At 59.6% G+C, this 12783-nt stretch carries 5 protein-coding genes; 4 read left to right on the top strand and 1 reads right to left on the bottom strand.

Annotated elements, in window-relative coordinates; genetic code table 11:
* Nucleotides 1-79 precede the first annotated feature (79 nt).
* Together recQ and yaaA are read left to right on the top strand one after the other, a co-directional pair.
* Nucleotides 80-2119, top strand: a complete 2040-nt coding sequence (recQ, locus tag VOI23_RS02640; RefSeq protein WP_323781121.1) for a DNA helicase RecQ — start codon at nucleotides 80-82, stop codon at nucleotides 2117-2119.
* A 32-nt stretch (nucleotides 2120-2151) separates the two neighbouring features.
* Nucleotides 2152-2928 carry a peroxide stress protein YaaA gene (gene yaaA / locus VOI23_RS02635; protein WP_323781118.1) on the top strand — a complete coding sequence of 259 codons (777 nt, stop codon included), beginning with the start codon at nucleotides 2152-2154 and terminating at the stop codon, nucleotides 2926-2928.
* On the opposite strand, the gene VOI23_RS02630 is transcribed toward yaaA, so the two are convergent.
* Nucleotides 2910-5117 (bottom strand): response regulator, encoded by a 2208-nt coding sequence (locus tag VOI23_RS02630; RefSeq protein WP_323781114.1) that lies wholly within the window; start codon nucleotides 5115-5117, stop codon nucleotides 2910-2912. The two genes, yaaA and VOI23_RS02630, sit on opposite strands and share 19 nt — an antisense overlap.
* Before the next feature lie 157 nt (nucleotides 5118-5274).
* On the opposite strand from VOI23_RS02630, the gene VOI23_RS02625 reads away from it, so the two are divergent.
* Together VOI23_RS02625 and pbpC are read left to right on the top strand one after the other, a co-directional pair.
* Entirely contained in the window at nucleotides 5275-10710 is a 5436-nt protein-coding gene (locus VOI23_RS02625; RefSeq protein ID WP_323781111.1) for an alpha-2-macroglobulin family protein, read from the top strand.
* Entirely contained in the window at nucleotides 10707-12743 is a 2037-nt protein-coding gene (gene pbpC / locus VOI23_RS02620) for a penicillin-binding protein 1C (protein ID WP_323781108.1), read from the top strand. The genes VOI23_RS02625 and pbpC overlap by 4 nt, the downstream gene beginning before the upstream one ends.
* Nucleotides 12744-12783: the final 40 nt, after the last annotated feature.

The raw sequence follows: 12783 nt of genomic DNA, 5'->3' as shown, positions 1-12783 counted from the left end.
GACGCAGAAGGCTTGTTCACCGATTCTTAGTGTGTGAAACTGTCTGATAAGAGCAGATGAGATAATCTTACAGGGTTCCATGCCAAGCGCTGCCACGCTTCTGAGCGATGTATTCGGCTATGACGCCTTCCGCCCCGGTCAGGAAGAGGTGGTCGAAGCTGTGGTGCAGGGCCGCAACGTGTTGGCGATCATGCCCACGGGCGGGGGCAAATCCCTGTGTTTTCAATTGCCTGCACTGATGCGCGACGGGGTGACGGTGGTCATTTCGCCGCTGATCGCGCTGATGCGCGATCAGGTGCGGGGTCTGCGCGAAGCCGGGGTCGAAGCCGGCGCGCTGACCAGCGGCAACACTCCCGAAGAAACCGACGCGGTGTGGCAGGCGCTGGAGGAAAAGCGCCTCAAGCTGCTTTATATTGCGCCGGAACGACTGGGCACGGGATCGGCCCTGAACATGCTACGGCGGATTGGGGTCAGCCTGATCGCGGTCGATGAGGCGCATTGCGTCAGCCAGTGGGGCCATGATTTTCGCCCTGATTACCTGCGCATAGGTGAATTGCGCAAGGCGCTGAATGTACCTTTGGCGGCTTTCACCGCCACGGCGGATGCCGAAACCCAGGTCGAAATCGTCGAGCGGCTGTTCGACGGACAGGCGCCGGACACTTTCCTTCGCGGCTTTGATCGGCCCAATATTCATCTTTCCTTTGCTGCCAAAAACAACCCCCGCAGTCAGATCCTCAGTTTTGCCGCGGCACGCAAGGGGCAGTCGGGCATCGTATATTGCGGCACCCGCGCCAAGACCGAAACCATTGCCAAGGCGCTGCGCGACGCCGGGCATTCCGCCTGTCATTATCATGGCGGGATGCAGGCCGATGACCGCCGCATCACCGAACAGAGGTTTCAGCAAGAGGACGGGTTGATCGTGGTGGCCACCGTTGCGTTTGGCATGGGGGTGGATAAACCTGATATCCGGTGGGTTGCACATGCCGATTTACCGAAATCGATCGAAGCCTATTATCAGGAAATCGGTCGTGCCGGACGCGATGGCGCCCCGGCCGAAACGCTGACCCTGTATGGTGCCGACGACATTCGCCTGCGCCGGTCGCAAATCGACGAAGGGCTGGCGCCACCGGAACGACGGATGGCCGATCATGCGCGTTTGAACGCGCTGCTGGGACTGGCCGAAGCGCTGAGTTGCCGCCGTCAGAACCTTCTGGGCTATTTCGGCGAAACCGAGGTAACATGCGGCAAATGCGATCTCTGCGATACCCCGCCCGAGGTGTTCGATGGCACCCAGCCGGTGCGCATGGCGCTGTCGGCGATCTTGCGTACCGGGGAATGGTTCGGGGCGGGCCATCTGATCGAAATCCTTTTGGGCACTGAAAACGACCGCATCCGGTCCAAGGGGCATGATGCCTTGCCGACCTTCGGGGTGGGCAAGGAATATAGCCGACAACAATGGCAGGCCGTTTTCAGGCAGATGATGGGGCATGACCTGATCCGGCCTGATCCCGAACGCCACGGCGCTTTGCGGATGACCGAAGCCGCAAGGCCAATTCTGCGTGGTGAAGATCAGATCACGTTGCGCAAGGATAGTATCGCCAAGGCGCAGCGCCGCCCGGCGGTCAAAGCATTGGTCAGCGACGAAGACGCGCCGCTATTGTCGGCGCTCAAGGCCAAACGCCGGGCGCTGGCCGAAGCCGCGCGAGTACCAGCTTATATCATCTTCAACGATCGTACCTTGATCGAGATGGCAGAAACCCGACCGGGGACATTGGACGAAATGGCGCGGATCGGCGGTGTTGGAGCAAAGAAACTTGAACATTACGGTACGGATTTTCTGACTGTTATCACCGGCGCGGTAGAGGATATGCACCCAACCCGCCGCAAACTGGCCGGGCGCGATTCCGGTGCACTTTATGACCGATTGTTGCAGGTTCAGGCCGATCTTGCGCGCGGTGACGACGGGTCGGAAAAGCCGCTCAGTTGTTCGGCCTCGGTTCTGGCCAAGGTGGCGCAGATGCGACCTGATAGCGAGGGCGCGCTGGCGCGACTGCTGGGTGAAAAGCGGGCTGATCGTTTCGCTGCCGCCTTTCTGGACGTTTTGCGAGAAGCGGGTTAGAAACGTTCTAAACAAACGTTTGAGGAGCCGCCATGCTGATCGTCGTTTCCCCGGCCAAGAAAATCGACACCACCCCGGTTGACGGCGTCATTGCGACCGAACCGCAATTCGCGGACCGCGCCAAGGAACTTGCGGGCGTAGCGCGCGATCTGAGCGTTGATGATCTGATGAAGCTGATGAGCATCAGCGAAAAGTTGGGCAAGCTGAATGCCGACCGGTTCCGAGATTTCGGCGAGATGGAGGCGAAACCCGCCGCCCTGGCTTTTGCCGGGGATACCTATGTCGGGCTGGAAGCCGCCACGCTGGACGCGGATGAAATGGCTTGGGCACAGGATCATTTTCGTATCTTGTCAGGCCTTTACGGATTGTTGCGACCACTGGATCGGATTGAACCTTACCGGTTGGAAATGGGCAGCCGTCTGAAGAATCCGCGCGGCAAGAATCTCTATGAATACTGGGGCAGCGATATTGCCAAGGCGCTGAATGAGCAGGCCGAAGAGATCGACACCGATGTCCTGATCAATTGCGCCAGCCAGGAATATTTCGGCGCGGTGGACCTGTCGGCGCTGAAGTTGCGGGTGATCACTCCGGTTTTCATGGAAGAAAAGGCAGGCGAGCCCAAAATCGTCAGCTTCTATGCGAAACGTGCCCGTGGCGCGATGGCCCGTTTCATCATTCAGCGCCGTTTGACCGATCCCGAAGCGATCCGCGAATTCGATACCGGCGGCTATCGTTTCGACCCCGATCTGAGCGACGGCGACCGTTGGGTGTTCCTGCGCAGGGCGGTGGCTCAGGCTGACGCGGCCTGATCATCGTTTTCCGCCACCAGTGGACGCGCGGAGTCGGGTCTGTAACGCGCCAGCTTGTCCAGGATGTCGGCCTTGCGAAGTGGTTTGAAAAGATAGCCATCCAGATCGGCGTCCCAGATGCCCTTGTCGTTTTCTTCGTTCGCATAGGCCGTCATGGCAATGATCGGGACACGGCGACCGGTGGATTTTTCGATCTGGCGGATTTTCCTGACTGCTTCGGTCCCGTCCATTTCCGGCATTGAGATATCCGTGAATACCAAATCGGGTTGGAATTCCTCATAGCTGCGAATGGCATCGATTCCATTGTCGGCAAAGCAAAGATCAATATTCTGATCGTTTATCATCTTCTCGAACACCAATCGGTTTGTTTTGTTGTCCTCTGCCGCCAATACCTTCATCCGGCGCAGGTCGGATTGTGATTGCCGGGGGCGGCATGTGACGGGATTTGCAGGCTTGTGGTCGACCTCTGCGCCCAGAAATTGCAACTGTAAGAACAGATCCTTCCGCGTGGCTGGTTTTTGCAGGACGGATTGCACGGTATGGTGCATTTCCTCCATCTGCGCAAAGCTGGAACTGGAACTGAACAGCAAAATCGGCGTGCCAAACCCGGCTTTGCGGATTTCGTGCGCCAATTCGAGCCCATCGATTTCGGGCATGTTGTGATCGGTCAGAACGGCGTCAAAGCTGTTATTGAGCAGTTTTAGTGCTTCGAACCCACCGGCGCAGCTGACTGTCTCGATGCCCAGTGCCTCCAGCTGCTTTTCCAGGATTGACCGGTTCACCTCCAGATCGTCCACAATCAACGCCCGTTTGATCACCCCGGTCAGGACCGGGATAACGATCTGTTCAGTTTCGGTGACGGGCAGGGTAATGCGAAAACCGAAACTAGCACCATGTCCAAGTTCGGAATCGACCCAGATGCTACCCCCCATCAATTCGATCAGTCGTTTGGAAATCGACAGACCTAACCCGGTGCCTTCGAAACGCCGGTTGCGGTTGTCTTCGACCTGATTGAATTCACCGAAAACGTAGTCGAGTTTCTCGGACGCGATACCGATCCCGGTGTCTTCGACGGTGACATGGACATTGGTGTTGGGGCTGCCATCCTGCTGAACCCCGACAACCCGCACCAGAACATGCCCTTTCGAGGTGAATTTTATCGCGTTCCCCAGCAAATTGGTCAGCACCTGCCGGATGCGCCCCTGATCGCCGACAAACATGGTGGGCAGAAACAGGTCGTAATCGACCAGCAGGTCGATCGCCTTTCCCCGCGCAGTTGGCTGCAATAACATGATCACTTCGTGAATGGTGCGTTCCAGATCGAAAGGAGCCGGGTAAAGGGTCAGCTTTTCCGCGTCGATCTTGGAATAATCGAGCAGATCGTTGATGATGGTCAGCAACGCTTCGCCTGAATTCTTGATGGTATCGACGTAAAGCCGCTGATCGGTTGTCAGGTCGGTATCGGTCAGCAGGTCGGCCATTCCAACCACCCCATTCATTGGGGTACGGATTTCGTGGCTCATATTGGCCAGAAAAGCCGATTTGGCGCGGTTCGCGGCTTCGGCCTTTGCGCGCGCGTCTTTCAGATCTTTTTCCCGTTGCATCGTTTCGGTGATATTCAGGACCAATCTGACAACATCCCCTTCGGGTCCGCGTTTATCGAGTATCTTGATATATTGGCCGTTGGTGAACCGCAGCACCGTGTCACTGGAATTTGGCGAACGCCAACGTTTCGTCATTTTGGCGCGCCAGTCTTCGGGGCTGAGCCCTTCGGTATCGATGCGCCCTTCATCCGTCAGAATTTGTAAATGCTGTTCATGGGCGATGCCCGTTGGGATATCGCGGTTCTTGCCAAAAGCCTCCCGATAGGCCCGGTTCGCCATCAGCAGCTTTTCATTACGGTCGAAAAAGGCAAAGCCGTTCGGGATCGTTTCGATCGTTTGCCAGAGTCGGCGTTCGGCGATCGCAGCTTTCTCATGAGCTTCGCCCAGTTCGGACTTCATCCTCTGATGCTCGGCCATTGTGTTTTCCGCTTCGGCGAGTATCCGGATGATCTTTTCGGAATAGCTACGCTGATCCTGCTGTATTTTCAGCTTGGTGGCATCGAGGTCTGCTTGTGTTTCTGTTAGCTTCTTTTCAGCAGCCAGCCGTGCGCGGCGCTCTTCGGCCAGTTTGTTGGCAAGGCTCATTCGGAATCCCCGATTCTTGGCTTTCTGCCGGTCCAGCATCGCGTGTGATGGTGAATAATCGTTTAAAACGAAATTATCCTGTTGCGGTCGATATCCTTGCCGAATCCGTGGTTCACATGTCACCATCGCCGCATTTGATTTGATAAGGAGCTGTTTGATGCAACGCGGATTTTTTGCATTTCTTGCTGTTGTCTGTCTGGCCTCCACCGCATTTGCTGCTGACGAGGTGCCAGAGCGGCGCTTTGTTTTGACCCGGGATGTCGATTTCTACGGATCTGACCTGCAGGCCCTTTTCGATACCAATTACGATGCCTGCGAACGGCTGTGCCTGTCTGATCCAAATTGTAAGGCATTCACCTTCAACCAACGCTCGAACGCCTGTTTTCCGAAATCTGATATTTCAGACCGGCAACCCTATGAAGGTGCATGGTCGGGGGAAATTTTCGAAAACCCCACTCGATTGATCGAAGCCGCGGCCACCCGTGCCGCCGCCGCGCCGTTTCTGGGCCCGAATGACATCGAAGCAGCGCGGAATCAGGCGCAGAAAATCGGTTGGACACATCCGGCCGGGCAATATGCGCTCGACGCGCTTTTGAGCGCGGCGCAGCAGCGGCGTGAGCAGAAGGATTGGCTGAGCGCGATGCGCTGGATGGGCGCCGCGGTGTCGCACAGCGATCAGGCCGATCAATGGCTGGAATATGCCCGTCTTTCGCTGCTGGCCGCCACAGACAATAAGAAAAACAGGTCTAAATATCAGCGCCGCGCCCTGTCTGCAGCGATCAACGCTTATCTCAGGGCCGATAATCCCGCGCTGGCCGCAAACAGCCTGCAGATGCTGTCCGAGGCGTTTGAAGCCAACAATCGCGGCCGCGACATGATCCCGGCGCTGCGTCTGGCGCTGGACAAGCAACCGAATTGGGACGAATTGAACATCGCGCTGGACGATGCCGTTGGCAAGTATGGCTTCCGCATCACCGAACACGCGGTCGAAAGCGACAGCGCCGCGCCACGCATCTGCGCAGAATTTTCCGAAGCACTGGTCAAGACCGGGCTGGACTATACACCGTTCGTAAAGCTGCCTGCTGGCGACATGGCGGTCACGGTCAGCGGCAACCGGCTGTGCGTCGATGGTGTGGATCACGGTCAACGCTACAGCGTGACTTTCCGCGAAGGTCTGCCAGCGGCCAGCGGCGAAAAGATGGCAAAGGATGTGGCCATCACCCAATATGTGCGTGACCGTAATCCCAGCGTTCGCTTTTCCGGCCGCTCTTACGTTTTGCCGAAATCGCCCGATGCGGCGCTGCCGGTGGAAACGGTGAACATCGACAGTCTGGATCTGGTGCTGCGCCAGGTTAGCGACCGCAACATGCTGCGCGCCTTTCAAGGCAGCTACTTCGGGCGTCCGTTGAATTACTGGGAAGTGCAAGATTTCAGCGACAATATCGCGGAAACGGTTTGGCAAGGTAAAGGCGAGGTTCAGAATGAACTGAACCGCGACATGACCACCCGCCTGCCGATGGGCGACATCATCGCCGACCTGCCCGCAGGCATCTATGCGCTGTCGGCGCAGGTGCCGGGGGCCGATCCCTATGAGGACCCCTTGGCGACGCAATGGTTCGTACTGTCCGATCTGGGCGTTACCACGCTCAGCGGCGTGGACGGGTTGCATGTCTTTGTGCGCGGTCTGGGCGATGCCGAACCCATTGTCGGGGCAACAGCAACGCTGATATCGCAATCGAACCGGGTGCTGGGCGAAGTGGAAACCGACGCCCAGGGGCATGCCCTGTTTGCGCCGGGATTGACCCGGGGGTTGGGGGCGGCTGCCCCGGCCTTGGTGACGGTGGCGCAGGGGGACACCGACTTGACCTTCTTGTCGCTGAAGGACCCGGGTTTTGACCTGTCTGATCGCGGCGTGGAAGGGCGCGAACCCAGCCCGCCGATCGACGTTTTCCTGACCACCGATCGCGGTGCCTATCGCGCCGGTGAAACCATCCATGCGACTGCTCTTGCCCGCGATGGTGTGGCCGCCGCAATCTCGGGCCTGCCGGTTACCGCGATTTTGACCCGCCCTGACGGGGTGGAATATGCCCGCCATCTCTCTGCTGACGATAGTGCGGGCGGCCATGTCTTTGCCTTCGACTTGGGTCAAACCGTTCCACGCGGGTCATGGCGTCTGGATATCAAGGCCGATCCGGATCAACCGGCATTGGCCAGCCAGACTGTTCTGGTCGAAGACTTCCTGCCCGAACGGATCGACTTCACCCTGTCCCTGCCTGATTACGATCTGCGTCCCGGCGATGCGCCGCCTCTTACGATCCACGCAAAATACCTGTTTGGTGCTCCTGCTGGCGGTCTGCCCATCGACGGATCAGTGACCCTCACGGAAGCGAAAGAACTGAAGGGATATCCCGGCTACCGTTTTGGCCGCCAGGACGAAGGCGTTGGCCGCCAGACCGAATTTTTCAGTGGTGGTGACACCGATGCAAAAGGCATCGCGATAGTGCCAGTGCCGCTGCCCGCAATGGAAACTGCTGACCGCCCGCTGGAAGCGCAGATTCAAGTCAGCCTGGCCGAAGGTTCCGGTCGTCCGGTCGAACGTCGCCTGACACGCGCGTTGGCCCCGGCAAAACCGATCCTCGGTATCAAGCAGATGTTCGACGGTGTGGTGCCCGAAGGCAGCGAGGCGCGGCTGCAGGTGATCGCGCTGGGCCCCGACCTGAAGCAGATCGATATGCCTGTGCGCTGGACCCTGAACCGGGTCACCCATCGCTATCAGTGGTATCGGCAATGGGGCAGCTGGAACTGGGAACCGATCACCAGCCGTAAACCCATCAGCAGCGGCGAGTCGATGCTGGGCGACGATCCCTTGACGATCAGCGTCCCGGTCTATTGGGGTAACTACGAATTGGTGGTGGAACGGGTGGGGGGAGATTACGTATCGGCCTCCAGTTCGTTCTATGCCGGGTGGTACGCGCCCGCCGATGCCAGCACCACGCCCGATATGCTGGAACTGTCGCTGGATAAGCCGAGCTATCGCAGCGGAGACATCGCGCAGTTGCGGCTGGTGCCGCGGTATTCGGGTCAGGCGCTTGTTACGGTAATGTCGAACCGGGTGATTGCGATGAAAGCGGTTGATGTGATTGAGGGGGAAAACCTGATTCCGCTTGATGTCACTGACGAATGGGGTGCGGGGGCCTATGTCACCGCCACCGTGATCCGCCCGATGGATGTTGCGGCCGGGCACAATCCGGCGCGGTCTTTGGGATTGAGCTATGCCAAACTTGATCCGGGCGTAAAGCAACTGGATGTGCAACTGATTGCCCCGGCCGAAGCCGATCCGCGTGGCACATTGACCGCTGCAATCGACGTTGTGGGGGGCGCACCCGGTGAAACCGCCTATGTCACGGTGGCGGCGGTCGATGTGGGGATCCTGAACCTGACCGGATTTCGAAGCCCCGATCCGTCTAATCACTATTTTGGTCAACGCCGTCTGGGTGTCGAAATCCGCGATCTTTACGGTCGGTTGATCGACGGGATGAACGGGGCGATGGGGCAGGTGCGCTCGGGCGGCGATGCGGCCAGCAGCGCCCGGTTCCAGTCGCCACCGCCAACTGAGGAACTGGTCGCCTATTTCACCGGTCCGATTTCGGTCGGACCCGATGGCAGGGCCGAAGTCAGTTTCGATCTGCCCGCGTTCAATGGCACGGTGCGGCTCATGGCGGTGGCGTGGTCGAAGACCGGGGTCGGGCAGGCCAAAGCGGATGTGCTGGTGCGCGATCCGGTGGTGGTCACTGCCAGCTTGCCACGCTTCCTGGCGCCGGGTGATCAGAGTCGGATGCTGTTGGAAATCGTCCATGCTACCGGCCCGGCAGGTCGAATGGGGCTGGATGTCACGGCGGAAGGCGTGTCGCTGAATACCAGTGAAGTGCCATCAGGGGTGACGCTGACCGAAAAGGGCAAAGCAGTGCTGAGCCTGCCGGTGACGGCGGGCGAAGTGGGGGATCACAACATCCGCGTGGCGTTGACCACGCCGGATGGTAAACAATTGGTCAAGGATCTGACGCTGGGTGTGCGCAACAACGACCCGGCGGTGTCGAAAACACAGCGTTTCACGCTCGACGCCGGCAAGACATTTACGCTGGACGCCAACGTTTTTGCCGGGCTGCACCCGGGGACAGGATCGGCGGTGGTTTCGGCCGGACCATTGGCCAAATTCGATGCGCCAGCGCTTCTCTCCGCGCTTGACCGGTATCCTTATGGCTGCACCGAACAGGTGACCAGTCAGGCGATGCCTCTTCTGTATCTTGGTCAGCTCAATGAAGCGTTGGGGCTCGGCGGGCGCGAACGGATACAGCGCCGGGTCGATCAGGCGGTCGAAAAAGTGCTGACCAGACAGGCGAATAATGGCGGCTTTGGGCTTTGGCGGGCGGAATCGGGGGATTTCTGGCTTGATGCCTATGTGTCCGATTTCCTCAGCCGGGCGCGGGCCGAAGGGTATGAGTTGCCCGATCTGGCCTTCCGTATGGCGATGGACAATCTGCGCAACCGGGTCAACTACGCCCCCGATTTCGACACGGGTGGCAGTGATCTCGCCTATGCGCTGCTGGTGCTCGCGCGCGAAGGGGCGGCCTCAATGGGAGATTTACGTTACTATTCGGATGTAAAGGGGGATGCCTTCTCGACCCCGCTGGCTGCGGCACAACTGGGGGCGGCCTTGGCCTCTTACGGTGATCAGACCCGGGCCGATGCGATGTTTGCTCGGGCGGCCCGCATGATCACCAAACGCAGCGGCGAAGACGCGGCGGTCTGGCGGGTCGATTACGGCAGCAATCTACGCGACGCCGCAGGGGTTCTGTCACTGGCAATAGAAGCGGGCAGCGCCGCGGTGGACCGCGATGCGTTGATAAACCGGATCGGGGCGGCGGGCCGGAGGGTGTCCACGCAAGAGGCAGCATGGTCTCTGTTGGCGGCCAAGGCCTTGGTGCAGGACCCGTCGATTTCCGGGTTGGAGCTGAACGGTCAGCCGGTCAAGGGCCCGTTCGCGCGGCTGATCGAGGATCAGGTTGACGCGCAACCGATGGCGATCCGCAATGTATCCGGCGCGGCAACGCCAATCACTCTGACCACTACCGGCGTACCTGAAGGCGAGACCGAGGCTGCGGGCTATGGCTATACAATCGAACGCCTTTATTACAGCCTGGACGGTCAACAAGTGTCGCCCGAAAAGGTCGCAACCGGCACCCGGTTGGTAACGGTTCTCAAAGTGACGGCTTTTGAGGCTGGCGGTGCACGGCTGATGGTGAACGATCCGTTACCTGCGGGGTTCGAGATCGACAATCCCAACCTGCTGCGTCAGGGTGATATCCGGGCGCTCAATTGGCTCGATCCAGCCTGGGCCGAGTATAGCGAATTCCGGGCTGATCGGTTCCTCGCGGCGGTCAATCAGCGCAAGGGCGGAAGTTTTGAGCTGGCCTATATCGTTCGGGCGATTTCGCCGGGTGAATTCCATCATCCGGCAGCCACGGTCGAAGACATGTACCGGCCGCAATACCGCGCCAACACTGCGTCGGGACGGCTGCGGATCACAGAATGAAACGGCTTTGGCCCCTTTTTCTGGTGGTGACCCTGCTGGCCGGGGCTGCCGCGCGCGATGGGGTCGATGACTGGGTGGCGCGGACCGAATTGCCAGCGCTGATCGTGGACAGCTCGGTTGAACTGCGTGACCGCAATGGCGAGTTGTTACGAGTCTATACGGTTGCGGATGGTTTGTGGCGCCTGCCGGTGTCGCGTGCTGATGTGGATACGCGATATGTCGACATGTTGCTGGCATATGAGGATAAACGGTTCTGGCATCATGGCGGCGTGGATGCTGTCGCGCTGATACGGGCGGTGATGCAAGCGGCGTGGTATGGTCGGATCGTGTCGGGAGGGTCGACGCTTTCGATGCAGGTGGCGCGTTTGCTGGAAGACGGCGGCACCGGGGCTTGGACGGGTAAGCTACGACAAATGCGGGTGGCGCTGGCGCTGGAACGAAGGATCGGCAAGGACGCGATCCTGAATCTTTATCTGCAACTGGCCCCGTTTGGTGGCAATATCGAAGGGGTGCGCGCCGCGTCCTTAAGCTATTTCGGCAAGGAACCCGCGCGGCTGAGCCCGGCGCAAGCGGCCTTGTTGGTGTCCCTGCCGCAATCGCCCGAAACCCGACGCCCGGATCGCCACCCGCAAACGGCCTTGGCAGCTCGGCAGCGCGTCATGCAGCGGGCTTTGCGGGACGGAGTGTTGCAAGCCGAAGACATCGCCGCAGCGATCTATGATCCGGTGCCGAAACAGCGCTTTGGCTTTCCAGCTCTGGCGCCGCATGCTGCGGATCGCGGCCGGGCCCGGATGCCCGACCGCCAAAGGTTGACCCTGACGCTCGATGCCGGGCTACAGGCTCGGCTTGAGGACTTGGCCGAGCTGTCGCTGCGCGGTAAATCCGAACGTCTGTCGATTGCGATTTTGGTCGCCGATCATCGTAATGGTGAGATTCTGGCTTCGGTAGGATCGCGCCGCTATGCGCTCGGGCGAGCGCAGGGGTTTGTCGACATGACCCGGGCGCTGAGATCACCGGGATCGACGCTGAAACCACTGGTCTATGCGTTGGGTATTGATCAAGGGTTGATCCATCCCGAGACGTTGATCAATGATCGACCGGTCGCGTTCGGTCGTTATGCGCCGCAGAATTTTGACGGTCATTTCCGTGGTGAAATTACGGTGTCTCAGGCGTTGCAATTGTCGTTGAATATCCCTGTTGTGCTGTTGACCGAGGAAATCGGCCCGGGTCGGTTGATGGCGGCGTTGCGCCGGTCCGGGGCCGCGCCGGTGATCCCGGGCGGCAAACCCGGACTGGCCGTGGCTTTGGGCGGTGTCGGGGTCACGCTGCGGGATCTCGTGCAGCTGTATGCCGGGCTGGCCCAGGGCGGGCAGGCCGTACGATTGCATATGGTTCCTGGGGGTGGCGCGCCGGGGCCGCGGATCGTCAGCCGCTCCGCCGCATGGCAGGTTGGCCATATTCTGTCGGGGCTTGTCCCGCCTGACGGCGAGCCGCGCAACCATCTGGCCTATAAAACCGGCACCTCTTATGGCCATAGGGATGCGTGGGCGGTCGGATTTGATGGTGCGCATGTGATTGGGGTCTGGATCGGACGCCCGGATGGGACGCCGGTGCCCGGGGTCTTTGGTGGCGATTTGGCCGCGCCGGTTTTGTTCAAAGCGTTTCAGAGGCTGAAGCCCGCTCTTGATCCGCTACCGCCGCCGCCACCTGAGACGCTGATCCTCGGAACCGCCGATTTACCGCAACCTTTGCAGAGGTTCCGTGGCCGACATGCGGTTTTTGAGGCCGCCCCGGATGCACCGAAACTGGCTTTTCCACCCGATGGTGCACGATTGGCGTTGGAAGGCGGAGGGTTGACAATCAAGCTGCGCGACGGTGCACCTCCCTTTACCGTGATGGCCGATGGGGCTGCGGTTTTGACCGGGCAATATAGCCGCCAGATCAATTTGGGTCCTGTTGGGAATGGGTTTATCAATCTTGCTGTGATTGATGCCAAAGGCCGATCGGACCGGGTGCAGTTACAGATCGAGTAATCCCGGTGCGGTGAAGGGGCGCCGGCCCTCAACCACACCG

The sequence above is a fragment of the Thalassovita sp. genome, from assembly GCF_034670005.1.
In the GTDB taxonomy this organism is placed as follows: domain Bacteria; phylum Pseudomonadota; class Alphaproteobacteria; order Rhodobacterales; family Rhodobacteraceae; genus Thalassobius.
The sequence above is the reverse complement of the archived record's forward strand: the minus strand, read 5'-3'. Positions and strand labels throughout refer to the sequence as shown.

Excerpts from the sequence above, each read along its gene's own strand:
- recQ (WP_323781121.1), top strand. The coding sequence starts at position 80 with ATGCCAAGCGCTGCCACGCTTCTGAGCGATGTATTCGGCTATGACGCC.
- yaaA (WP_323781118.1), top strand. The coding sequence starts at position 2,152 with ATGCTGATCGTCGTTTCCCCGGCCAAGAAAATCGACACCACCCCGGTT.
- VOI23_RS02630 (WP_323781114.1), bottom strand. The coding sequence starts at position 5,117 with ATGAGCCTTGCCAACAAACTGGCCGAAGAGCGCCGCGCACGGCTGGCT.
- VOI23_RS02625 (WP_323781111.1), top strand. The coding sequence starts at position 5,275 with ATGCAACGCGGATTTTTTGCATTTCTTGCTGTTGTCTGTCTGGCCTCC.
- pbpC (WP_323781108.1), top strand. The coding sequence starts at position 10,707 with ATGAAACGGCTTTGGCCCCTTTTTCTGGTGGTGACCCTGCTGGCCGGG.